Here is a 24214-nt window from a genome sequence, read left to right as displayed (position 1 = left end):
AGCACCAGGTCCGATTCTGCCGCGAGCCTCGGACCTGCGACAATACTTCAGCTAATTTCTAGCATGTGATCTGCCTCACAGGCATGATCGACACGCTGGAACCCGACGAAACGGCCCTCACGCCTTCGACTCGGCGATCGCGGCCCGAACGAGCGCGCGGGCCGCCCAGCTCATCGTCTCGGTGGCCGCCTCGGGATCGAGCCCGCTGGTATCGCGCGTGGAGACCAGCGCCTCGACGCCGAACACGAGCACGACGGCATTCACCAACCGCTCGAACCGCTCGGCCGAGAGCGTCTCCCGCAGCGGGGCCAGCGCGATCCGCGCCATCTCCAGCCGGGTCACCCCGCGCACCGGAACCCGTTCCGCCTCAGCGACATCCACCTGACTGAACCAGCGGTCGAGGGTCGCACGCAGCACGCCGCGCCAGACCACCTCGTCGGCGAATTGGAAGGCGCAGCACTCACGCACCACCCGCTCGATGCGGTCCTCCACATCCTCGGGCAGGTCACGCAGCAGGTCGGGGAAGCCACCGGCGAACCCGGCCTGCCGGGTGGCCATGTCCGACCACAGCGACTGCGGATTCGGGAAGTAGCGGTAGGCGGTGGCGGTGGAGACCTTCGCGGCCTCGGCGACCTCGGCGATCGACGGCGGGTGACCGTTGCGGGCGAGCTCGAGCGCGGCGGTGATCAAGGCCTCCCTGGTCCGCATCTTCTGATTCGTCGCTCGACCACTATTGAGAATCTCGTCTCGCCGTGAGAAAGTCATCTCACCACGATAGCAGAATCTCACTATTCCGGAGGGCGTGTGATGACCAGAGAAGAGATGGACGAGCTGTTCGAGCGGCACTGTGCGGCCGAGGCGGCCAACGATGTCGACGCGATCATGGCGACCTTGGCCGATGAGGTCGAGCACGACGCGGTCGGCGATCCACAAGGGAACCTGCGCGAGCCGGACGCGATCGCCCAGCGCTACCGCGATCTGTTCGCCGCGATCAGCGAGGACAAGATGGAAAGCGTGCACCGGTACTACGGCGAGGACTTCTTCGTCGACGAATCCGTGTGGCACGGCCGGGCGACCGGCATGCTGCTCGGCGTGCCGGGCAACAATCGGCAGATCAGCTTCCGGATCCTGCACGTCTGCGAGGTTCGCGACCACAAGATCAGCCGGGAGAACGTCTGGCTGGACACCGCCGCGATCATGCAGCAGCTGATGGCGCCGGCCTGATGGGCGCGTACAAGGCGGCCAAGCGCGGGGTCGCGGCGCACCGCTACGAACGGCGCGATCGGCGACAGGACAGCGCCGACGCGTATTGGCTACCGCCGCTGGGCAATTCAGCAGCGGCGGCGCGGCCACAGCCAGGTTCGGTGCGGGGCAAGGGATAACCGCGAGGGCGGGACCGACTGGCCCCGCCCTCGCCGTGTCGAACTATCCGGCCTTGGTGACCTGTGCGCGCACTCCCCCGACCAGCTCGGCGGCGTCGGCGCCCGCTGCACCCAGGGTGAGCGTGGTGGCGAGCACCTCGCCCGCGATCAGGCCGCGATGGGTCTCGGCCCACCCGGCCCGATCGGCGGGCACCTCGAGCACCACGGTGATCCGGTCGGATACGTCCAGCCCCAACGACTTCCGGGTCTCCTGGAGGTCGCGGATGAGGTCGCGGGCCCAGCCCTCGGCCTCCAGTTCCTCGGTCACCACCGAATTCAGCACCACCAGACCGGCATTGCCGGGCAGCGCGGCGGTGGACTCGGGTTCGGCGGCGACCAGGCGCTGGGTGTATTCCTCCGGGAGCAGGGCGATTCCGGCGGCGGTGACGACACCGGCGGCGTCCTCGGACCATTCGCCGGCCTTGACCGCCTTGATCACCGTCTGCACCTGCTTGCCGAGGCGCGGACCGGCGGCCCGGGCGTTCACCACCAGTTCGAAGCGGCCGTGCACGGCGACGTCGGTGGTCAGGTCGACCTTCTTGACGTTGACCTCGTCGGCGATGATGTCGGCGTACGGCGCCAACCGCTCGGCGTCGGCCGCGGCGATGGTGACCTCGGCCAGCGGCAGCCGCACCCGCAGGTTCTGCGCCTTGCGCAGGCTCAGCACCGTCGAGCAGACCACCCTGGCCTCGTCCATCGCGGCGACCAGCTCCGGATCCGCAGGCAGCTCACCGTCTTTCGGCCAGTCGGTCAGGTGCACCGACTCGCCGCCGGTGAGCCCGCGCCAGATCACCTCGGTGATCAGCGGAAGCAGCGGCGCGGCCAGCCGGGTGACCACCTCTAGCACCGTGTGCAGCGTGTCCACCGCATCCGGCTCCTCGCTCCAGAAGCGCGAACGCGACCGGCGCACATACCAATTGGTGAGCGCGTCGGCGAACCCGCGCAGCTCGTCGCAGGCGCCGGCGATGTCGTAGGTCTCGAACGCCTCGGTCATCGTATCCCGGGTCTGCGCGAGCTTGGCCAGGATGTAACGATCGAGCACGTTCGGCGAATCCGTGCGCCAGGTACCGGGTTTCGAGGCGTAGAGCTGCAGGAAGGTCCACGCGTTCCACAGCGGCCGCAGCGCATGGCTGACGCCCTCGCGGATGCCGCGCTCGGTGACGATGAGGTTGCCGCCGCGCAGGATCGGCGAGCTCATCAGGAACCAGCGCATCGCGTCCGAGCCGTCCCGGTCGAACACCTCGTTGACGTTCGGGTAGTTGCCCTTGGACTTGCTCATCTTCAGGCCGTCGTCACCGAGCACGATGCCGTGCGCGACAACGGTTTTGAACGCCGGACTGTCGAACAGCGCGGTCGAGAGCACGTGCAGGTTGTAGAACCAGCCGCGGGTCTGCCCGTTGTACTCGACGATGAAGTCGCCCGGGAAGTGACTGTCGAACCACTCGGTGTTCTCGAACGGGTAGTGCACCTGGGCGAACGGCATGGAGCCGGACTCGAACCAGCAGTCGAGCACCTCGGGCACCCGGCGCATGGTCGAGTTGCCCGTCGGGTCATCGGGATTCGGGCGGGTCAGCTCGTCGATCATCGGCCGGTGCAGATCGGTCGGGCGCACGCCGAAGTCGCGCTCCAGCTCGTCCAGCGAGCCGTAGACGTCGGTGCGCGGGTAGGCCGGATCGTCGGACACCCACACCGGGATCGGGCTGCCCCAGTAGCGGTTACGGCTGATGTTCCAGTCCCGCGCACCCTCCAGCCACTTGCCGAACTGGCCGTCCTTCATGTGCTCGGGCACCCAGGAGATCCGCTGGTTCAGCTCGACCATCCGGTCACGGAACGTGGTGACCGCGACGAACCAGGACGGCACCGCCATGTAGATCAGCGGCTGCCCGGAGCGCCAGCTGTGCGGGTAGGAGTGCTCGATCGTCTCGTGCCGCAACAGCTTTCCGGCGGCCTTGAGGTCCTTGATGATCACCGGGTTGGCGTCGAACACCATCAGGCCCTCGTACGGCGGCACCATCGAGGTGAACTTGCCGCCCTGATCGAGCGGTTGCACGATCTCGATGCCGTTGGCCGTCGCGACGTCCATGTCCTCCTCACCGAATGCCGGTGCGAGGTGCACGATTCCGGTGCCGGAGTCGGTGGTCACGTAGTCGGCGTTCAGCACGCGGTGCGCGCGCGGGTGGCCGGCGAAGAAGTCGAACGGCGGGTCGTAGGCCAGGTCGGTCAGCGCCGCGCCGTCGTACTCGCCGAGCACCTCCGGCTCGTCGCCGAATTCGCGGGTGTAGTGCGACACGCGTTCGGCGGCCAGCAGATAACGCTTGCCGTCGGTGCCGCGCAGGTGCACGTAGCGCACGTCGGGGTGCACGGCGATCGCGAGGTTCGACGGCAGGGTCCACGGGGTGGTGGTCCAGATCAACGCGTTGGCGCCGTCGAGCGCGTGCAGCGGATGGTCGGCCGGCACGCGCAGCGGCATGTCGACGGTGACCGCCGGATCCTGGCGCATCTTGTACGCGTCGTCGAGCCGGGTTTCCTGATTGGACAGCGGTGTCTGCTCGTACCAGCTGTAGGGCAGTACCCGGAAACCTTGGTAGATCAGCCCCTTCTCGTGCAGCGACTTGAACGCCCACATCACCGACTCCATGAAGTCGAGATCGAGTGTCTTGTAGTCGTTGTCGAAGTCGACCCAACGAGCCTGACGCGTCACGTAATCGCGCCATTCGCCGGTGTAGCGGAGCACGGAAGATTTAGTGGCCGCGTTGAATTCGGCGAGCCCCATTGCTTCGATCTGTGATTTGTCCGTGATACCGAGCTGCTTTTCCGCCTCGAGTTCCGCGGGCAATCCGTGACAATCCCAGCCGAAACGCCGGTCGACGCGCTTGCCGCGCATCGTCTGGAAACGCGGGACGAGATCTTTGACGTATCCGGTGAGCAAATGCCCGTAATGCGGCAGCCCGTTCGCAAACGGCGGTCCGTCGTAGAAGACGAACTCCGCTGCCCCGGAACGGTTTTCGATGCTCGCGCGGAAGGTGTCGGCGGCCGCCCATGCGTCTAGCACGCGGCGTTCCATCTCGGGGAACGTCGCTCCGGCACCGAGGTCGACCCTCGGATAGCCGCTGTTGCTGGAAGTTTGGTCCGCCATCGCGGATGCGTCTCCTCGTGCCGTTTCCGTTGGCACGGGGACGATGCCGGCGCCGGTGCGCCGAAACCGCGGTACCACCCCGCTTGCCCGGCCAGAGCAGCCGGACCTCTCATTGTGAGCTGTGACGGGCTCACCCGTTCGGTTCTACTGGGCACCGCCGCACGGGCAGCGGGTGCTGTTCTTCCGAAGGCTCCCCGGTGATGGCCGGATCAACACCATGTTCATGTTTGATTCTAGCCAGTGCGGTCAAACCTGTTTACGGCCCGCCTAGCGTTTCGCGTGGCGGCCCGGCGGAGGCGGAGTCGAATCTTCGTCCGGCTTACCCATAGACAAGGCACTGACCAGCAGGAGCACCGCGCCGAGCACGCACACCAGGATGCAACCCCACGCCCAGATCACCGATCCGGTGGTGAGCGCGGCGACCAGTAGTGCGAAGCCGACGGCGGCAAGAACGAGCGTCAACACGAGCATGGAAACCCCCAACGCATGCCAGGCGGCTCGACAGTTCCTTCAAGTGTATTGAACTGCGGGTAGTGCTCGGTATGAGCGGCTTACTTGCCACCCTTGGCGAACGAGGCCGGCTGCAGGTTGTTGGCCGTGTTGGCGTCGGCAAACGCCTCGCCGCCGTCGACCGGGACCGCCGAGCCGCGGTTCTCCAGCTCCTCGAGCTGCGATTCCAGGTAGGACTTCAGCCGCACCCGGTACTCCCGCTCGAAGGTCTTGAGCTGCTCGATCCGGCTCTCCAGCACGCTGCGCTGCTGGGTGATGGTGGCCATGATCTCGGTGTGCTTGCGCTCGGCATCGGCCTGCAGGGCGTCGGCCTTCTCCTTGGCCTGGCGCAGCTGGTTGTCCGAACGGGACTGCGCGTCCGAGAGCATCGCGTCGGCCTTCTGGCGCGCGTCGGCGATCATCGCCTCGGAGCGGGTGCGGGCATCGCCGACCAGACGCTCGGAGTTTGCCCGGGCGTTCGAGAGCAGGTTTTCCGCCTCGACCTTCGCGTCGCTGGTCAGCCGGTCCGCCATCTCCTGGGCGAGGCTGAGCACCTTGGCGGCCTGCAGATTGGCGTCCGCGCTCGGCGCCTCTTTCGGGGCGGGCGGCGCGGGCATCGGGGCAGGCGGGGCCTGCTGCACCGGCGGCTTGATCGGCTCCGGCGGCGGCGGAGGGGCCTGCTGTACAGGCGGTTTCACGTTGTTCGGGCCGACCGGGCCGCGATTCTTCTTGGCATCGGCCAGTTCCGCGTCGAGTTCGGCGACCCGCTGACGCAGATCGGCGTTTTCCTCGATCAGACGCGAGAGTTCCTGCTCGACGAGATCCAGGAAGGCGTCGACTTCATCCTCGTTGTAGCCGCGCTTCCCGATCGGCGGTTTGCTGAACGCGACGTTGTGCACATCGGCTGGAGTCAGCGGCATGGAAGGATCCCTTCACGCGTCTTTTGGAGATCTAGCAGATCTAGCAAGCTACTTCACGGCCCATTCTGTCACACCGGGGCTACCGGCTGCCCGAGCCTGCCCACGATCGACATCAAGATGAAGACGATGAAAAGCAGGACCATAATCGACAGATCCAGGCGAATTCCCCCCAGTGACACCGGTGGTATCAACCGCCTCAGGAGTTTCACCGGAGGATCGGTGATCGTGAAGATCATCTCGAGGATGATGACCACGACACCGGTGGGACGCCAGTCACGAGCGAAGCTTCGGATGAACTCGACGATCACCCGGCTGATCAGCAACAGCCAGAAGATGAACAGTACGAAGTACAGCACCGCGAACAAGGCCACGAGTTCACTCTGCCGCAAAATCCGCTTTGCGCAAAATGACCGCGCCGCCCCACCTGCGACCGGTCTGCAACACCCCCCAGATCACGACCTTATTTCTGGTTGTAGAAGCCGGTTTCGGCGATGCGACGGCGTTCTTCGGCTGATACGTCGACGTCGGCCGGTGAGAGGAGGAACACCTTCGTAGCAACCTTGTCGAACGAGCCACGCAGCGCGAACGCGAGTCCGGCGGCGAAGTCGACCAGGCGCTTGGCGTCGGCGTTGCTGAGATCGACCAGGTCCATGATCACCGGGTTGCCCTCGCGGAACCGCTCGCCGATGATCCTGGCCTCGCTGTAGTCGCGCGGGCGCAGTGTCGTGATCTTGGACAAGGGGCCTCCGTCCTCGAAGATCCCCGGCCTGCGCGCGGGTGCCGGTTCGGGGCGCACGCGCTCCTCGAGCCGACGCTCCTCGGCGTCGGGATCGACGGCGAGCGCACCGCGGGTGGCACCCCGCAGCGGTGGCAGGCTGCCGCTGCCCCGGAACCGGCCGGAGGACGGCGCGGTCTCGATCCGGGTCGGCCGACGCTGCGATTCGTAGCGGTCCTCGCCGTAGGGCTCGTCCGCGTACTCCTCGCGGCGGGAGACCGGGTAGCCGGCCTTGTACGGCGACTTGTAGGCAGGTTCCGAGTAGTCGGCGTCCTCGCGGTCGAAGCCGTCGGCGGCGTAATGACCAGCGCCGTAACGGTCTTCGGGGTACCGGTCGGCACCGTAGCCGTCCGGGTAGTCACGGGGCCGAGGCCGGCGCGCGACGCGATCGTCGCTCCCTCGTGGGGCGCGATCATCGACATAGTCGTCTTCGTAGTCTTCGAGAGGGACCATGCCGAAGTACGCCTTGAACTTATGCAGCGTGCTCATGACCTGGCCTCGCTGACGCTCGGCGCAGTCATGACCACGATGGTGGCTGCGTCGAGAACTCGCTCGCTGCGCTCGCTCATATTGGTCGACCTTCCTTCGGCCCCGGTGGCGGCCGGGTGTTGAAGTCTTGCTCAGCCCTCGTCTGCCTCAAGCATATGTGTCGAATGTGACTGATGAGGTTTCTTTGCTACGCCGAGGTTATCGGTCGAGCGCCCATCAAGGCGGTACCGACACGCACACAGGTGGAGCCGTGTTCGATGGCAGATTCCAGATCGCCCGACATTCCTGCGGAAAGTTCTGTCGCGCCGGGATGCTCGGCGAGCAGCATGGTGTGCAAAGTCGCAAGTCGCGCAAATGCCGCATCAGACTCAGCCCCCAATGGGGGAATGGCCATCAGACCGGACAGTCGTAATGCCTTGGACCCGGCAACTTGTTCTGCGAGACGGGCTAATTCGGCCGGCGCGACACCGCCGCGCGAGGGGTCGTCATCCAGGCTCACCTGCAACAGGACGCGCACCGGGCCGGTCCGCTCCCCCGCGTCCAGCGCGGTCTGCGCGCCCGTGTCCAGAGCCGTTGCCAGGCGTTCGCTGTCGACCGAGTGCACGGCGTGCGCCCAGCGCGCGACGACCCGTGCCTTGTTGCGTTGCAGGCGACCGATCATGTGCCACTGGACATCCGGGAGTCCTTCGTCACTTTCAGCTCCCTGGCCGACCAAATTTGGCAGTTCTGCCACCTTTGCTGTGGCTTCTTGCTCGCGCGATTCGCCGAACTCGCGCCGGCCAAGGCGATACAGGATCGCCACGTCGGCGGCCGGGAAGAACTTCGTCACGGGGAGTAGACGCACCGAGTCCGGCGCGCGCCCCGCCGCGAGACAGGCCGCGTCGACCCGCTGGAGCAGCGCGGACAGGTTGGTGGCCAGCTCCGCGGTGCGCGCGTCGACCTGGGCCGCAACGGCTTCCGAGCCGGTCATCAGCGCACCTCCGACCAGATCACGCTGCCGAGCCGCCCGGTCGGCGCGCCGCGGCGGTGGCTGAACAGGGTGCGGTCTTCGATGGTGCAGCGCGGGTCGATGGCGACACCGTTGATCCCGGCCTCGATGAGCTGCCTGGCGATGCCGGCGCGCAGGTCGAGCGAGGGCGTCTTGCGCACGGTGGTGGAAGCGCTACCCGGCAGGTGCTTTTCGACGTCGGCACGCATCGCGGCGGGCACCTCGTATTGCCGCCCCGAGGCAGCCGGGCCGAGGAACGCGCCGATGCGGTCGATGCGCGCGCCGATGGACACCATCGCCTCGAGCACCAGCGGCACGATCCCGATCCGCGCGCCGATCCGCCCGGCGTGCACGGCGGCGATGACGCCCGCCTCGTCGTCGGACAGCAGGACCGGCACGCAATCGGCGGTCAGCACCACCAGCGCCAGGCCGGGCACCTTGGTCACCAGGGCGTCGGTGGCCGGCACCGGCTCCTCGCGCGGGCCGTCGATGATCTCGACGTTGCGTCCGTGGATCTGCTCCATCCACACCAGCCGGTCCGGCGTGAGCCCGATCCCCTCGGCCAGCCGATCCCGATTGCGCCGCACCGTCGCCGGATCGTCGCCGACATGATCCCCAAGATTGAACGACTCATAAGGCGGCGCCGAAAACCCACCCGCCCTAGTCGTCGTCACTCGTCGAACGGTCAGCGTAGGGGCAGAAGTCATGCCACCGAGCCTAATAGCGCTCACCACCCCCGACGACCCGCCACCAGGACTACAACACTCCCCCCCACCCCCGCCGGTCAGCACGTCAGCCGCACTACTTCTGATTTCCCGCACCTGGAATCGCATGCAATTTTCGGTGCGGGAAATCAGAAGTAGTGCGGCGGGCATGGGTCGACGGACCGTGTCGGACGACGGGGGCGCTGTTGGTGCGGATCTGGGTTCGCGGGGGTGGAGGCCACGAAGGCCCTGATCCGAAGTGGATCAGGGCCTTCGCGGTTCAGCTTGTTCTGCGCGCTGTCTGGGCGTCACCGTCGCATGAAGGACGGGACGTCGACATCGTCGTCGTCATCGTCGGGCGGCTCGATGTGGGTCCGTGCGTTGTTCGCCACGGTCGGGTCGGCCATCCTGGCCTTCTCGCTGTCCCGGTAACTCGGGACGGCGCCACGGGTCGAGGAGGTCGAGCTCGCGGACGCGGCCGCGATGTCGGTGCTGCGGGCCGCCACCTCGGCGGGACGGCTCTGGCCGATCTCGCCGGCGCGGGCCGATCCGATGGTGCTCCGGCTCGGGTTCTCGAAGGTCCGCCGGGCGGGACCTCCCCCGTCAAAACCCGCGGCGATCACGGTGACGCGCACTTCATCGCCGAGCGAGTCGTCGATCACCGTGCCGAAGATGATGTTGGCCTCGATGTGCGCGGCCTCCTGGACCAGCGACGCGGCCTCGTTGATCTCGAACAGGCCGAGGTCGGAGCCGCCCGCGATGGACAGCAGCACGCCGTGCGCGCCGTCCATGGACGCCTCCAGCAGCGGCGAATTGATCGCCGACTCGGCCGCTTTCACCGATCGGCCCTCGCCGCGCGCCGAGCCGATGCCCATCAGCGCGCTGCCCGCGCCGGACATCACGCTCTTGACGTCGGCGAAGTCGACGTTGATCAGACCCGGGGTGGTGATCAGGTCGGTGATGCCCTGGACACCGTTGAGCAGCACCTCGTCCGCCGAGCGGAATGCGTCCATCAGGCTGACCGCCGCGTCGCCGAGCTGTAGCAGCCGGTCGTTCGGGATCACGATGAGCGTGTCGCAGGACTCGCGCAGCTGACCGATGCCGGTCTCGGCCTGGCCGCCGCGCCGCTTGCCCTCGAAGGAGAACGGGCGGGTGACGACGCCGATGGTCAGCGCGCCGAGCTTGCGGGCGATCTGGGCGACGACCGGGGCGCCACCGGTGCCGGTGCCACCGCCCTCGCCCGCGGTGACGAACACCATGTCGGCGCCCTTGAGCACCTCTTCGATCTCGTCCTTGTGGTCCTCGGCGGCGCGGCGGCCGACCTCGGGGTCGGCGCCGGCTCCGAGACCACGGGTGAGTTCACGGCCGACGTCGAGCTTGACGTCGGCATCGCTCATCAGCAGGGCCTGCGCGTCGGTGTTGACCGCGATGAACTCGACACCTTTGAGGCCCTGTTCGATCATCCGGTTGACGGCATTGACACCGCCGCCGCCGATACCGACGACCTTGATCACGGCAAGGTAGTTGTGCGGGGGCGTCATGGGCTCTCGCCTTCCTTCGATCTAAAGCCTGTCGTTTTCGGATTCGAGACACTCCGCCGTATTCGCCTGAGCGGCTTCACTCAGCGAACCGCCGCTCGGGCAAACCCTAAACCTGAACCATAGGGTTAGCGTTATGTCAAGTATCCGACTGCTGCGGAACGCTATTCGCCGCCGCCGCAATACGCGCGCAGGCGCGCCGAAACAAGAGACAGAATCTTGTGTGATCCCTCTCGTCTCGCAGCGCCGCACGACGTATGGTGAACGGTTGCCCCCCGGCGCTCGGTTCCCGGCGCAAGGGCCGGTGCCGTGAGCGTCAGGCCCGGAAGCGGCAGCTCGCGCGACCTTTCCAGGTCGGCGAACGCCACCCGTCGAATACTGCAATTCGACGCGGGCGCAATGGGTATCGCTCACTTTACCGTGACCAGGTTGGGACTCGACACATCGAACACCGTTCCGGGGCGGGTCAGCAGCGGGAGCACGACCGCCGACTTACGTGCGGCGTCGTTCATGCCGCCCCAGAGTACCGTGCGCCCGTCCTTGAGATTCAGCGAAATATCCGAAATTGACCGTGCCGCAACCTCGTCCACCTGAACCGCCAGCGCGGGCGGCAGCGCGGCAAGCACCCCGACCGCGGCCCTGGTCACCGGCGCGTCACTGGCCGGGCGATCGGTGATCAGCTTGGGCACGCCGATCGGCGCGTCCTCGATCGCGAATTCCACGCTCTCCGCGTCCAGTAGGTGCGCGCCCTGCGGGCTGTCGAAGAACAGCACCGGAGTTCGCTCGACCACGGTCACCCGCACGGTCGACGGGAAGACCCGCTGCACCCGGGCCGTGCGCACCTTCGGAATGCTCGCGACACGCCGGGCGATCGCGGTCGTGTCGATGCGCAACATCGACCGGCCGGAAGGGATTTCGAGAAGGTCGCGCACCTGCTGTTCGGGCACCGCGACCACGCCGTCGATGTCGACGGTGCGCACCGACAGCACCGGCGTGAACCACGCGACGCCGCCGACGATCGCAAGGACGCACACGCCCAGCAATCCCCACAACCGGACCCGCCGCCACCCGTTCGGGCTCAGCCGCGCACCGGCCGAACGCGCCGCGCCGACGCCCTTGTCCCGCACCGACCCGACACCGCGCCTCGATCGCTCGGTCACGGCCTCACCGCCCGTACTGTGGACGCGCCCGTAAACCGTCGAGGATCTGGCTGCCGAGCATGGTCACGTCGCCGGCGCCCATGGTGATCACCACGTCGCCGGGCAGCGCGAGCTTGGCGACCTGACGGCCGACCCGCGACATATCCGGCTGGTAGTGCACGGGTTTGGTGACCGACTGCGCGACCAGCGCGCCGTTCACGCCGGGCAGCGGTTTCTCCCGCGCGCCGTACACGTCGAGCACGACCACCTCGTCGGCCAGGCTCAGCGCGGCGCCGAAGTCCTGCGCGAACGTCGCGGTGCGGCTGTAGAGATGCGGTTGGAAGACCACGATCACCCGGCCCTGGCGGGAGCGGGCGCCATCGCGGGCCTCCTGCTGCACCAGCTCCGCGGCGGCGCCGAGCACGGCGCGCACCTCGGTCGGATGGTGGGCGTAGTCGTCGAAGACGCGCACGCCGTTCTCCCGGCCGGCGAACTGGAACCGGCGGTGCACGCCGCCGAAACCCTCCAGGCCCTGGATGATTTCGTCCACGTCGGCCCCGGTCGCCCGCGCGGCGAGCAACGCGGCCAGCGCGTTCAACGCCATGTGCCGGCCGGGCACGGACAGCCGCAGGGTGCGCGGCGTGGCTTCGTCGTCGAGCTGGAACTGGGCGATGCCGCCGACGTCGCGCGGCTCCCAGCTGTGCAGCCGCACACCGACCGGGACCGGCGCGTCGGCGAGTTCGCCGGAGCCGTAACCCAGGACCCGAATGTTCTTGGCGGCCAGCTTCTCCCCCACCCGCTCGGCGAGCGCGCGCGAACCCGGGTCGTCCAGGCAGACCACCAGCAGGCCGCCGTCGGCGAGCCGGTCGGCGAAATCGTCGAAGACCTGCACATAGGCCTCGTCGGTGCCGAAGTAGTCCAGGTGATCGGATTCGATGTTGGTGACCACCGCGACATCCGGGTCGTATTGCAGCAGCGACCCGTCGCTCTCGTCGGCCTCGGCGACGAAGATGTCCCCGGTGCCGTGGTGGGCGTTGGTGCCCGCCTCGTTCAGCTCGCCGCCGACCGCGAAGGACGGGTCGAAGCCGCAGTGCTGCAACGACACGATCAGCATCGAGGTGGTGGAGGTCTTGCCGTGCGTGCCCGACACCAGCAGCGTGCGATGCCCCTGCATCAGCGAGGCGAGCACGGCCGGGCGCAGCAGCACCGGGATGTCGCGCCGTTTCGCTTCCACCAGTTCGGGATTGGTCTTCGGGATGGCCGCGTAGGTGGTGACCACCACGGTCGGGCCGCCGGGCAGCAGGTCCAGCGCGCTGGCGTCGTGGCCGATGCGCACCTGCGCGCCGCGAGCACGCAGCGCGAGCACGCCGCGGCTCTCCTTGGCGTCCGAGCCGGACACGGCGCCGCCGCGGGACAGCAGGATCCGGGCGATGCCGGACATGCCGGCCCCGCCGATGCCGACCATGTGCACCCGCGCCAGCGACGGCGGCAGGGCCGAGAGATCCTCGTCAGCCACCTGCTACCTCCAGCACGATCCGCGCCACCGCGTCGGCGGCGTCGCGGTGCCCGGCATCGGCCGCGGCGCGGCCCATCTCGATCAGCCGTGCGGAGTCCATGAGCAGCGGAATCACCTCATCGATCACGTATTTCGGCGTCAGCTCCGAATCCGGGACAATCCTGCCGCCGCCCTGTCGGACGACGGGTCTGGCATTGAGTTCTTGTTCGCCGTTGCCGTGTGCCAGCGGCACATAGAACGCGGGCAGGCCGACCGCCGACACCTCGGCGACGGTCATCGCGCCCGAGCGGCAGACCACCGCGTCGGCGGCGGCGTAGGCGAGATCCATCCGGGAAAGATACGGCACCGCGACATACGGTGCGCCCGCACCACTCTCAGTGACCTCGAGGGTGTTCTTGGGTCCGTGCGCGTGCAGCACCGAGATGCCCGCCGCGGCGAGTTGCGGTGCGGCGCCGGACACCGCCTCGTTCAGGCTGCGTGCGCCCTGCGAGCCGCCGAACACCAGCAGCACCGGTCCCTCGGCGGGCAGGCCGAAGTGCGCGCGCGCCTCGGCGCGCAGCGCGGCCCGGTCCAGCGTGGTGATCGAGGCGCGCACCGGAATCCCGACAACCTGCGCCCTGGCCAGGCCCGAATCCGGCACCGCGGCAAGCACGCGCGCGGCGCGCCGGGCGCCGACCTTGTTCGCGATCCCGGCCTTGGCGTTGGCCTCGTGCACCACCACCGGCACCTTGCGCCGGCGGCGCAGCAGCCCCTGCCCTGCGGCGAGGTAGGCGGGCAGCGCGACGTATCCACCGAAACCGACGATCACGTCGGCCTCGACCGCGTCGATCACCGCCCGGGTCCGCGCCACCGACGCCCGGACCCGGCCGGGCAGCCGCAGCAGGTCCGCGGTGGGCTTGCGCGGCAACGGAACCGGCGGGATGAGCTCGAGCGGATAGCCGCGCTCGGGCACCAGCCGGGTCTCCAACCCGCGTTCGGTGCCCAGCGCCGTCACCCGGATCGAATCGTCGAGCCGCCGCAGCGCATCCGCCACCGCGAGGGCGGGTTCGATATGGCCCGCCGTGCCGCCGCCTGCGACGATTACCGAGATCACCTAGATTTTCCTCGTTCTCTTGTGTGGTTGACCGGGTAGCTGGGCTCCCACGCTCGGGTGGCGCGCAGCGAGCTGGTGCCGCGGCTCTCCGGCGAGCGGCGCCGTCCCGGCTCCGGCTGCGGACGCCGCGCGGGCAACGCTTGCCTGCCCGGCCGTGGCGCCTTTCGCTGCGCGGATTTCGCCCGTGCGGCGCTGGCTCGCGCCGGTGAGTACACCTCCGGCTTGGGCAGCCGCAGCAACTTACTGAACCTACCGTCTTGCCCGGCGTGCAGCGCGGAGACGGCCTCCGGTTCGTGCCGGGCCGCGTTGGCGATGATGCCGAACATGAACAGCGTGATGGCCAGCGACGAACCGCCCGCCGACACCAGCGGCAGCTGCAGGCCGGTGACCGGCAGCAGGCCGACCACGTAACCGATGTTGATCAGCGCCTGCCCGGTGATCCAGGTGGTCGCGGTCGCGGTGAGCAACCGCAGGAACGGATCGACCGAGCGGCTGGCGATCCGGATCCCGGTGTAGACGAACAGCGCGAACAGTCCGAGCACCAGGGCACAGCCGAGGAAGCCGAGTTCCTCGCCGATGATGGCGAAGATGAAGTCGTTGTGCGAGTTGGGCAGGTAGCTCCACTTGGCCCGGCTCTGGCCGAGGCCGCGGCCCCAGATGCCGCCGTCGGCGAGCGAGTACAGCGCTTGGCGGGCTTGATAACCGATGCCCTGCGGGTCGTCGCCGGGGTTGAAGAACGCGCGCATGCGGTCGGATCGATAACCGGCCGACAGGGCGAGCACGGCCGCCGCGATCATGCCGGACACCGCGACCGTCACGAACAGCCGCAGCGGCAGCCCGCCGAACCAGAGCAGCGCGGCCAGCACGATGCCCAGCGCGATAGTGGTGGACAGGTTCGGCTCCACCACGACGAGCAGACACACCAGCAGGCCCGCCGGAACCAGCGGCATCAGTATGTCTTTCAGCCCGGCGTGTTCGGAACGGCGCGACGCCAGCAGGTGCGCGCCCCACACCACCAGGGTGACCTTCACGATCTCCGAGGGCTGCACGTTGAACAGGCCCAGGTCGATCCAGCGCCGCGCGCCCTGCACCTTGGAGCCGATGCCGGGAATGAGCACCAGCACCAGACCGAGCACGGACAGCACGAACAGCGGGAACGACCACTGCCGCAACCGGCGCAACGGAATCCGCAGCGCCAGATAGAACAGCACGGTGCCGATCGCGGCGAACATCGCCTGCTGGATGAACAGCGAATACGCCGATCCCCCATCGGCATACGCCTCGACGCTGGACGCGGACAGCACCATCACCAGGCCCAGCACGGTGAGCAGGGTGGCGATGGTGACCACCAGATGAAACGACGCGAGCGGCCGCGCCAGCCAGGCCACGAACCTGGCCCCGGCCCCAGGTTGTTCCTTCCGCCGCGCCGTTTCCGTCATAGCGTCCGCCCGACGTCACCGTCTTCCAGTGCGTGCACCGCGGCCGCGAAACTGCGGCCCCGATGCGTGTAGTCGGCGAACATGTCCAGCGAGGCCGCCGCGGGGGCGAGCAGTACGGCGTCGCCGCGCCGGGCGTACCCGGCCGCGGCCTGAACGGCGCGCGCCATGACGACGTCGGCCTTATCTCTCGACGCGTCACCCATCCCTGCATCGTCTCCCGCGATCAGCTCGATGACCGGGACCTCAGGCGCGTGTCGCGCCAACGCGGCCGCGAATACCGGTGCGTCGGCGCCGATCAGCACCACCGCGACCAGCCGGTCGGCGACCTCCTCGACCAGGTCTTCGATCTGTGCGCCCTTGAGCTGACCGCCGGCCACCCAGACCACCTGCGGGTGCGCCAGGATCGCGGTGCGCGCGGCATGCGGGTTGGTCGCCTTGGAGTCGTCGATGAAGTCGACGCCGCCGACCTCGCGCACGAACGCGGACCGGTGCGGGCCGACCTTGTGCTCGATCAGCCCCTCCCGGATGAACTGCGGCGCCACGTCGATGGCCCTGGTCAGCGCGGACGCGGCGAGCGCGTCCGCGACGCCGGCCGGGCCGGGCGGGCTGATGTCGCCGACCTCGGCCAGGATCGCGGCCTTGGTGAACGCGCGATCGAGCAGCTTGCCGTCCACCACGCCGAGCTCACCGTCGGCGGGCACGCCGATCCGGAAGCCGACGGTGCGCCGGGCCTTCGAGCGACGGGCCAGCGAGGCCGCCACCGGATCGTCGAGCCCGACCACGCCGACCCGGCCGACCAGCGCCCGCGCCTTCGCGGCGGCGTACGCGTCCAGGCCGCCGTGCCAATCCAGGTGATCCTCGGCCACATTGAGCACCACGCCCGCCTCCGGGCGCACCGACGGCGCCCAGTGCAGCTGGAACGAGGACAGCTCGACCGCGAGCACCTGCGGTCCCGGGTTGCGCCGCAACGCATCCAGGATCGGCAGGCCGATGTTGCCGCAGGCGACGCTCGGGATGCCCGCGGCGCGCAGGATGGCGTGCGTCATCTGGGTGGTGGTGGTCTTGCCGTTGGTACCGGTGATCACCAGCCACTTGCGCACGGGTCCGTAGATCCTGGCTTGATCGACCCACCAGGCGAATTCGACGTCACCCCACACCGGGGTGCCCTCGGCCACCGCCGCGGCGAGCACCGGCGAGTCCGGCCGCCAGCCCGGGCTGGTGATCACCAGCGCGAACCGGCTCCAGTCCGTGGTTTCCAGTTCCACGCAGGTGGCGACGTCCAGGCCGAGCCCGGCCGCCTCGGCCAGCGCCGCGGCGCCGCCGTCGGTGACCACCGGGCGCGCGCCGATATCGCGTAGCGGCTCGACCAGCGAGCGTCCCGATATGCCCCAGCCCGCGACGAGAACGTCACGGCCACGCAGGAATTCGAGCATGGGCCCAGGTGATCGCAGGGCCCGAGGAGAATGTTCGACCATCGCTAGTTCACCCGACCGCAGAGAGATATTCGCTGTAGAACAAACCGAGACCGACGGCGGAAGCCATCGCGGCCAAGAGCCAGAACCTGATGATCACCGTAGTCTCGGCCCACTTGCTGAGTTCGAAGTGATGATGGAACGGCGCCATCTTGAACAGCCGGTTGCGCGTGGTGCGGTACACCGCCACCTGCAACACCACCGACAGGGTTTCGGCGACGAACAGCGCGCCGATGACGATCATCAGCAGCTCGGTCCGTGTGGTGATGGACAATCCGGCCAGCATGCCGCCGAGCGCCAGCGAGCCGGTGTCACCCATGAAGATCTTGGCGGGCGCGGCATTCCACCACAGGAAGCCGACGCACGCCGCGGCGCCCGCGGCGCAGACCAGCGCCAGGTCCAGCGGGTCGCGCACGTTGTAACAGCCGACCTCGGCCTTGATCTCGCAGGCGTGGTAGTACTGCCAGAACGTGATGACCACGTAGCCGCCGAGCACCAGGCTCATCGAGCCGGCCGCGAGCCCGTCCAGGCCGTCGGTGAGGTTCACCGCGTTGGACCAGGCGACCACGACCAGGCAGACGAAGACCAGGAACACGACGACGCCCATGGTCACCGTGCTGATGTCGCGCACGTAGGACAGGTGCCTGCTGGCCGGGGTCAGCCCGCTCGCGCCGCGGAACTGCAACGCCAGCACGCCGAAAACGACTGCGGCAGTCAGCTGTCCGAGGTATTTGCCCGCGGCGGTCAGGCCGAGGTTGCGCTGCTTGCGGATCTTGATGAAGTCGTCGACGAAGCCGACACCGCCGAGCGCGGTGGCCAGGCCGAGCACCAGCAGGCCGGACGCCGACGGGCCGTCCGCGCGGTAGCCGATGCCGATCAGGTGCGAGCCCAGGTAACCGGCCCACATGCCGATGATGATGGCGACGCCGCCCATGGTGGGGGTGCCGCGCTTGGCCTGGTGACTGGCCGGGCCGTCGACCCGGATCTCCTGGCCGAAGCCCTGCTTGGCGAACATCTTGATCAGCAGCGGGGTCAGCAGAATCGATACGGCCAGCGCTATCGCGGCCGCGAATAGAATCTGTCTCACTCAACTGCCTCCGTGCTTCCCGTACGTCCGCTGGATGGCTCCGACTTGATCAAGTGTTCGGCGACTTCCCAGAGGCCTACCGACTTCGACGCCTTGACCAGCACCACATCGCCCGCCTCGACTTCGTCGTCGAGCAACGCGATGGCCGCGCCGATGTCGGGCACGAGGATCGACTCCTCGCCCCATGAGCCTTCCATCACCGCTCCCTGATGCATCGCCCGGGACGGCCTTCCGGTGCCGACCACGATCAGCCGGTGCACGTCCAGGCGCACCGCGAGCCGGCCGATCCGGTCGTGTTCGATCACGGATTCTTCCCCGAGCTCGCCCATTTCGCCGAGCACGGCCCAGCTGCGGCGCGGCGTTTCGCCCGCACGCGACATGGTGACCAGGGCTTTGAGCGCGGCGCGGACCGAGTCGGGGTTGGCGTTGTAGGAGTCGTTGACCACGGTCACCCCGGCCGCGGTGGTCTGCACGTCCATCCGGCGGGCGGACGCGGCGCGCGCGCCGGACAGCGACCGCGCGATGGTGTCCAGGTCGGCGCCGCATTCGAGGGCGACCGCCGCCGCGGACAGCGCGTTGCCGACCTGGTGTTCGCCGTGCACCGCCAGCTGAATCGCGATGCTGCCCACCGGCGTATGCAGCGTGAAGCCCGCGCGCGCGGCGTCGTCGAGCCGGATGTCGGTGGCCCGCAGATCGGCGCCCGCGGAGGTGCCGACGGTCACCACCCGGGCGGTGGTGCGCGCCGCCATCGCGGCGACCTGCTGGTCGTCGGCGTTGAGCACGGCCAGCCCGGACGGCGGAAGGGCCTGCACCAGTTCGCCTTTGGTCTTGGCGATCGCCTCGCGGCTGCCGAACTCGCCGAGATGCGCGGTACCGACATTGAGCACGACGCCGATGCTCGGCGGGGTCACCTCGGCGGCCGCCGCGATATGGCCGGGGCCGCGCGCGGACATCTCCAGCACCAGGAAGCGGGTATCGGCGTTGGCGCGCAACGCGGTCCACGGATGGCCGAGCTCGCTGTTGAACGAGCCGGGCGGCGCGACCACGGTGCCGAGCGGCGCGAGCACCGCTGCGAGCAGGTCCTTGGTCGAGGTCTTGCCGGACGAGCCGGTCACCCCGATCACGGTGAGCGTGCCCGCGGCCGTGAGCCGTTGCACGCTGGCGCGGGCCAGGTCGGCGAGCGCGGCCAGCACCGCGGCCCCGGAACCGTCCGAATCACCGGCCAGCGCAACCGAACTCGACGGCACCGAACCGGGGTTCGGCGCGACGACGATGGCGGGCACCCCCACCGGGCGGGCCGCGAGCACCGCGACCGCGCCGGCCGCGACCGCCGTGGCGGCCCAGTCGTGCCCGTCCGCCCTGGTGCCCGGCAGGGCCAGGAACAGATCGCCGGAACCGATTCGGCGCGAATCGAATTCGACCGAACCGGTGACCCGCACCTCCGGGTCGGGGACGTCGTGCAGCGTGCCGCCGACGACGTCCGCGATCTCCCGCAGTGTCATCTCGATCATGAAACCGTCAAGTCCTCCGCGTCCGCGTTGTGCGGACTTCGCTTGTCCAGTGCCGCCGCGAGCACGTCGCGGTCGTCGAAGGGGTGCTTCACACCCCGGATCTCCTGCCCTGCCTCGTGCCCCTTGCCCGCAACCAGTACCACGTCGCCGGGCTGAGCCCAATTCACCGCCGCCGCAATGGCTTCGGCGCGGTCGCCGAGTTCGCGCACCTCGCCGCGTTCGGTCTCGGCCAGCGCACCGGCGCGCAGCGCGGCCCGGATGTCGGCCGGGTCCTCGCTGCGCGGATTGTCGTCGGTGATGATCACCAGGTCGGCGCCGCGGGCGGCTACCGCGCCCATCAGCGGGCGTTTACCCGCGTCCCGGTCGCCACCGGCCCCGACCACCACGGCGAGCCGTCCGGGCGATTCCGGCGCGTCCGCCGCGAGATGTCCACGCAGCGTGGCGATCACCGATTCCAGCGCGGCCGGCTTGTGCGCGTAGTCGACGATCGCGAGGAAGTTCTGCCCGCGCTCCACCCGCTGCATCCGGCCGGGCACGTCGACGGTGGCCAGCGCGGGCGCGGCGATCGACGCCTCGACCCCGGCGGCCGCGCACACGGCGATCGCGAGCAGCCCGTTGGCCACGTTGTAGCGACCCGGAAGCCGCAGTCGCACAGCGATATTGCCGTCCGGTCCGGCCGCGGTGAAGTCCTGTTCGCCGCCGTGCGCGGTGATCGCGCCGTCCAGCGCCCAATCGCCGGTTCCGGTGGTGGACACCGTGATCGGGCCGTCGAGGCCGTCCGCGAGCCGCCTGCCCCACTGGTCGTCGACGCAGATCACCGCGGTCCGCGCGGCGATCGGCGAGGTCGGCTCGAACAGCCTGCGCTTGGCGGCGAAGTAGTCCTCGAAGTCGGCGTGGAAGTCCAGGTGGTCCTGCGACAGGTTGGTGAACCCGCCCACCGCGAAGCGGACGCCGTCCACCCGGCCGAGCGCCAGCGCGTGACTGGACACCTCCATCACCACCGCGTCCACGCCCTGCTCGACCATCAGCGCGAACATCGCGTGCAGCTGCGGCGCCTCCGGCGTGGTCAGCGCGCTCGGCACGCGGCGGCCGCCGATCCGGGTCTCGATCGTGCCGATCAGCGCGGTCGACAGCCCGGCGGCGGCCAGACCGGCCTCCACCAGGTACGAGGTCGTCGTCTTGCCCGAGGTACCGGTGATGCCGACGATGCGCAGCCGTTCACACGGATTGCCGTAGATCAGGGCCGACAACTCCCCGAGCGCCGCACGCGGATTCTCCTTCACCAGCACCGGCACATTCAGCTCCCCGGCCAGCTCGGCGCCCGCCGCGTCGGTGAACACCGCGACCGCGCCGCGTTCGACCGCATCGCGGGCGAACCGGGCGCCATGCGCCTGCGCGCCGGGTAAGGCGGTGAACAGATCACCGGGTCGCACGGCCTGCGACCGCTGCTCGATGCCGGTGACCTGGATCTCCGCGAGGGCGGGACCGATCGCCTCGGCGCCGGTCGACGCCAGCACGGTGGTCAGCGCGGTGGCCGGCGGATCGGCAGGCCGGAGCGCGTGCTGGCTGGGCTGCGCAGGCACATTGCTCCTCTCTGATACGGGCGGGACTGGGACGACGAGTCAGGTTACCGACGGCCGGTCACGGGCAAGCAACGCACCTACCGAACACCTCGCACCGCACGCACGGTATGTCCCACACCGCGCGGACTCAGTCGGCCTGGAGCACAAATCGCTTGGACGGTTCCGGCGACGGTGGGATGCGGTCGCGCTGCAACGCCCAGGAGGCGATGTTGTGGAACAGCGGCGCGGCCGATTGACCGCCGCTGCCGTCGGCGCTGCGGATGGGGTTGTCCAGCATCAGGCCGATGACGTAGCGCGGGTTGTCGGCGGGGGCGATGCCGGCGAAGGTGATGTAGAACGACGAGGTCGAGTAGCACTGGCAGTTGGGGTCGACCTTCTGCGCGGTGCCGGTCTTGCCCGCGATCTGGTAGCCCTCGATCGCGGCGGGCCCGCCGGTGCCGTTCTGGTTGGCGTTCATCGGGTCACGCTGGGTCACCGACTGGAACATCGTGCGCAGCGTCGCGGCGGTCTGCGGGCTCACCACCCGCACTCCGTCGGGCTGCACCTCGTCGGTGCGGGCGCCGTCCGGCGCGATCTTCGCCTTGATGATCCGTGGCGGGATACGCACACCGTCGTTGGCGATGGCCTGGTACATGGCCGTCATCTGCAACGTGGTCATCGAAAGACCCTGGCCGATAGGCAGGTTGGCGAAGGTGCCGCCGGACCACTGATCCCGGGCGGGCACCACGCCGCCGCTCTCGCCCGGCAGGCCGACGCCGGTGCGCTGGCCGAGGCCGAAGCGGTTCACCATGTCGGCGAAGCGATCCTCACCGACCCGCTGGGCGAGCATCAGGGTCCCCACGTTCGAGGACTTACCGAAGATGCCGGTGGTGGTGTACGGCGCCACATCGTGCACCCAAGCGTCGTTGACGGTCACCCCCGCCATCCGGATCTTGCCCGGAACCTGAAGCACCTCATCGGGATTGGTCAGTCCGTACTCGATCGCGGCGGCCGCGGTGATGATCTTGTTCACCGATCCGGGCTCGAACACGTTCGACACCGACGGGTTGCTCATCTCCGCGCTCGCCCACGTCTGCGGGCCCAGCTGCGGATTGAAGGTGTTGTCGTTGGCCATGGACAGGACCTGTCCGGTCTTGGCGTCGAGCACGACCGCCGAGGCCGAGTTGGCGCCGGACATCTCCTTGGCCTGCTGCACCTGCTGCTGCACGTAGTACTGCAAGTCCGAATCCACGGTCAGCTCGACGCCGTGGCCGTTGACCGCGTCCTGCTTGTCTCGCGAGCTGCCGGGAATGACCGCGCCGTCGGAGCCGCGATCGAACGTGTGCGAACCGTCGGTGCCCGCGAGCACCGAGTCCAGCGACGACTCGAGCCCGATCTGGCCGTGTCCGTCCCAGCCGGTGGTGCCGAGAATGTTGGCTGCCAGCGATCCGCCCGGGTGTTCCCTCGGATACTGAGAATCGGCGCCGACCTCGGGATACTGCGTGCGGATATCCGCGGCGATCCGCGGGTCGACGCCGCGCGCCAGGTACACGAACGGTTCGTCACTGCGCAGCTTGGCGAGCAGGTCCGCCTCCGCGGGGCCCGCCTTGCCGAGCTTGTCGTGCACGGTCTTGGCGATGGCCTTCAACCGCTCGTCCGGGTCGGGAGCCTTGCTGTTCTTCGCTTTCGCGTCGGCCAGCTGCTTGCGGACCACGACCGGCTGGAAATTCAGCTGCTTCGCGGCGATGGTGTACGCGAGCGACTTGCCGTTGCGATCGGTGATCGGCCCGCGCACCGCGTAGTCGGGCTCGTGCTGCGTGCGCTGCGTCGCCGCCTGTGCGGAAAGGTTCGGCGCGCCGATGGTCTGAATCCACAACAGCTGCAACGCGACGACACCGAGCGCGATCAGCATGATGATCCGCCCGGCGCCGAGTCGCCTGCGTAGTGGCCGGTCCTTCTTGGGCGGCGCGGAGCGTGGCCGGGCCGACCTGCTCGGACCAGGCTCGCGTCGCCGGCGCGGCGCGGGCCTGGTCTGTGTCACCGCTGGCCCCCGTCAGGAAGCGCTTGCGGCTGTGGGGTTTCCGGCAGTCCCTGCGCGAGATCCGCAGGCGGGTGCGGGGTTTCGGCCTGCGGCGGGGTGGCCTCGGCCGGGGCGGCGGGCACCGGCGGGACCGGGCTGACCGGAACCGGGCTGGCCTGGGCCGCGTTCACCTGAGCGTTCGTCCCGGGGTTGGTACCCGGTGCGGGCGGCAGGGCGGGCGGCGGCGCAGGCGTGGTCGTCACCGGCATCACGCGTTCACCGCGGGCCTGGGCGTTGCCCGCCTGCGGGTTCGGCGGGGTGGTGGGCGAGACATTCAGCGGCGGCACCGGGGGGCCGTCGGCCGGCATCGGCTTGCCGATCACCGTCACGGTGCCGTCCGGGGCGACCACGATGCGGGCCGGGTCCTTGGCCGGAATCATGCCCAATTCCCTTGCGCGAGCGGCCAGGTCGGGCGCGGAGTCCGCGGACTCCACCTCGCGTTGCAGCGCGGCCCGCTCGTCGGCGAGCCGCTTGTTGGTCGCGCGGATGTCGCCGAGCTGGTAGCTGTCCTCCGCGGCGCGGGTGGTCAGCAGCAGCGTGAGTGCGAGACCGCAGCCGAGCAGCGCGATGATCGCCGCGACGAACGGAATCCGCGCGGCCATCACCGACCCCTGCCGGGGCGGCAGATCAGGTGTGTCCGAACGGGTTTCGGCGCGAGTCCGGCGGCGGGCGTAGGCCCGTTGCGCGGCGCCCGATTTCACCCGCTCGGATTCGTGGACCCGGCGGGCGATCCGCCCAGGTGCCTCGACGGTGCGCGTCCGTATGCTCATACTGCCGTCCCCTCGTGAGTCTGTGCGGGACATCCGGCCTCCCTTGTCCAGGCCCCGCACCCGGTCCGCCGGACGAGCTCATCTC

General features: G+C 69.0%; 21 protein-coding genes. 2 read left to right on the top strand and 19 right to left on the bottom strand.

Annotated features, from left to right (window positions below; genetic code table 11):
* Positions 1-117: 117 nt before the first annotated feature.
* Positions 118-765: a TetR/AcrR family transcriptional regulator gene (locus F3087_RS35905; RefSeq protein ID WP_150406572.1), complete on the bottom strand. Its 648-nt coding sequence runs from the start codon at positions 763-765 to the stop codon at positions 118-120.
* 42 nt (positions 766-807) lie between these two features.
* Here F3087_RS35905 and F3087_RS35900 point away from each other — a divergent pair, with 42 nt between their 5' ends.
* The gene (locus F3087_RS35900; RefSeq protein ID WP_150406571.1) at positions 808-1224 is read left to right on the top strand and encodes an ester cyclase; all 417 of its coding nucleotides are present in this window, start codon (positions 808-810) and stop codon (positions 1222-1224) included.
* The gene (locus tag F3087_RS46225) at positions 1224-1382 is read left to right on the top strand and encodes a hypothetical protein (RefSeq protein WP_191094314.1); all 159 of its coding nucleotides are present in this window, start codon (positions 1224-1226) and stop codon (positions 1380-1382) included. The genes F3087_RS35900 and F3087_RS46225 overlap by 1 nt, the downstream gene beginning before the upstream one ends.
* 43 nt (positions 1383-1425) lie before the next feature.
* On the opposite strand, the gene ileS is transcribed toward F3087_RS46225, so the two are convergent.
* The 18 genes from ileS to F3087_RS35810 form a co-directional block, all read right to left on the bottom strand.
* Positions 1426-4557, bottom strand: coding sequence for an isoleucine--tRNA ligase (ileS, locus tag F3087_RS35895; RefSeq protein WP_150406570.1), 3132 nt, complete (start codon positions 4555-4557; stop codon positions 1426-1428).
* Positions 4558-4824: 267 nt separating this feature from the next.
* On the bottom strand, positions 4825-5028 hold the full coding sequence (locus tag F3087_RS35890; protein ID WP_150406569.1) for a hypothetical protein: 204 nt from the start codon (positions 5026-5028) through the stop codon (positions 4825-4827).
* Between the two features lie 80 nt (positions 5029-5108).
* Positions 5109-5966: a DivIVA-like cell division protein Wag31 gene (gene wag31, locus F3087_RS35885; RefSeq protein WP_150406568.1), complete on the bottom strand. Its 858-nt coding sequence runs from the start codon at positions 5964-5966 to the stop codon at positions 5109-5111.
* A gap of 68 nt (positions 5967-6034) precedes the next feature.
* Positions 6035-6337, bottom strand: a complete 303-nt coding sequence (locus F3087_RS35880) for a YggT family protein (protein WP_150406567.1) — start codon at positions 6335-6337, stop codon at positions 6035-6037.
* Positions 6338-6426: 89 nt separating this feature from the next.
* Complete coding sequence (locus F3087_RS35875; protein WP_150406566.1) at positions 6427-7230, bottom strand: cell division protein SepF; 804 nt, start codon at positions 7228-7230, stop codon at positions 6427-6429.
* 187 nt (positions 7231-7417) lie between these two features.
* A complete protein-coding gene (locus F3087_RS35870; protein WP_150406565.1) occupies positions 7418-8200 on the bottom strand; it encodes a YggS family pyridoxal phosphate-dependent enzyme in 783 nt (260 codons plus the stop codon).
* Positions 8200-8925, bottom strand: coding sequence for a peptidoglycan editing factor PgeF (pgeF, locus tag F3087_RS35865; protein WP_150406564.1), 726 nt, complete (start codon positions 8923-8925; stop codon positions 8200-8202). The genes F3087_RS35870 and pgeF overlap by 1 nt, the downstream gene beginning before the upstream one ends.
* A 305-nt stretch (positions 8926-9230) precedes the next feature.
* The gene (ftsZ, locus tag F3087_RS35860) at positions 9231-10463 is read right to left on the bottom strand and encodes a cell division protein FtsZ (protein ID WP_150406563.1); all 1233 of its coding nucleotides are present in this window, start codon (positions 10461-10463) and stop codon (positions 9231-9233) included.
* Positions 10464-10870: 407 nt separating this feature from the next.
* Positions 10871-11620 (bottom strand): cell division protein FtsQ/DivIB, encoded by a 750-nt coding sequence (locus F3087_RS35855; RefSeq protein ID WP_223885593.1) that lies wholly within the window; start codon positions 11618-11620, stop codon positions 10871-10873.
* Positions 11621-11624: 4 nt separating this feature from the next.
* Positions 11625-13064, bottom strand: a complete 1440-nt coding sequence (gene murC, locus F3087_RS35850; RefSeq protein WP_223885615.1) for a UDP-N-acetylmuramate--L-alanine ligase — start codon at positions 13062-13064, stop codon at positions 11625-11627.
* Positions 13065-13107: 43 nt separating this feature from the next.
* Positions 13108-14208 carry an undecaprenyldiphospho-muramoylpentapeptide beta-N-acetylglucosaminyltransferase gene (gene murG / locus F3087_RS35845; RefSeq protein WP_150406561.1) on the bottom strand — a complete coding sequence of 367 codons (1101 nt, stop codon included), beginning with the start codon at positions 14206-14208 and terminating at the stop codon, positions 13108-13110.
* A complete protein-coding gene (gene ftsW / locus F3087_RS35840; protein WP_150406560.1) occupies positions 14205-15647 on the bottom strand; it encodes a putative lipid II flippase FtsW in 1443 nt (480 codons plus the stop codon). Before ftsW ends, murG begins: the two co-directional genes overlap by 4 nt.
* On the bottom strand, positions 15644-17080 hold the full coding sequence (gene murD, locus F3087_RS35835) for a UDP-N-acetylmuramoyl-L-alanine--D-glutamate ligase (protein WP_150406559.1): 1437 nt from the start codon (positions 17078-17080) through the stop codon (positions 15644-15646). The genes ftsW and murD overlap by 4 nt, the downstream gene beginning before the upstream one ends.
* A 49-nt stretch (positions 17081-17129) precedes the next feature.
* Positions 17130-18206 (bottom strand): phospho-N-acetylmuramoyl-pentapeptide-transferase, encoded by a 1077-nt coding sequence (gene mraY / locus F3087_RS35830; RefSeq protein WP_150406558.1) that lies wholly within the window; start codon positions 18204-18206, stop codon positions 17130-17132.
* Positions 18203-19717 carry a UDP-N-acetylmuramoyl-tripeptide--D-alanyl-D-alanine ligase gene (locus F3087_RS35825; RefSeq protein WP_150406557.1) on the bottom strand — a complete coding sequence of 505 codons (1515 nt, stop codon included), beginning with the start codon at positions 19715-19717 and terminating at the stop codon, positions 18203-18205. The genes mraY and F3087_RS35825 overlap by 4 nt, the downstream gene beginning before the upstream one ends.
* The gene (locus F3087_RS35820) at positions 19714-21300 is read right to left on the bottom strand and encodes a UDP-N-acetylmuramoyl-L-alanyl-D-glutamate--2,6-diaminopimelate ligase (RefSeq protein ID WP_150406556.1); all 1587 of its coding nucleotides are present in this window, start codon (positions 21298-21300) and stop codon (positions 19714-19716) included. The genes F3087_RS35825 and F3087_RS35820 overlap by 4 nt, the downstream gene beginning before the upstream one ends.
* A gap of 127 nt (positions 21301-21427) precedes the next feature.
* Positions 21428-23320 carry a peptidoglycan D,D-transpeptidase FtsI family protein gene (locus tag F3087_RS35815; protein ID WP_396897603.1) on the bottom strand — a complete coding sequence of 631 codons (1893 nt, stop codon included), beginning with the start codon at positions 23318-23320 and terminating at the stop codon, positions 21428-21430.
* Positions 23317-24129 carry a hypothetical protein gene (locus F3087_RS35810; protein WP_150406555.1) on the bottom strand — a complete coding sequence of 271 codons (813 nt, stop codon included), beginning with the start codon at positions 24127-24129 and terminating at the stop codon, positions 23317-23319. Before F3087_RS35810 ends, F3087_RS35815 begins: the two co-directional genes overlap by 4 nt.
* Between the last annotated feature and the right edge of the window lie 85 nt (positions 24130-24214).

Source organism: Nocardia colli (assembly GCF_008704205.1).
Lineage (GTDB): Bacteria > Actinomycetota > Actinomycetes > Mycobacteriales > Mycobacteriaceae > Nocardia > Nocardia colli.
Note: the sequence above shows the minus strand (reverse complement) of the source record. Positions and strands in the feature narration are given on the sequence as shown.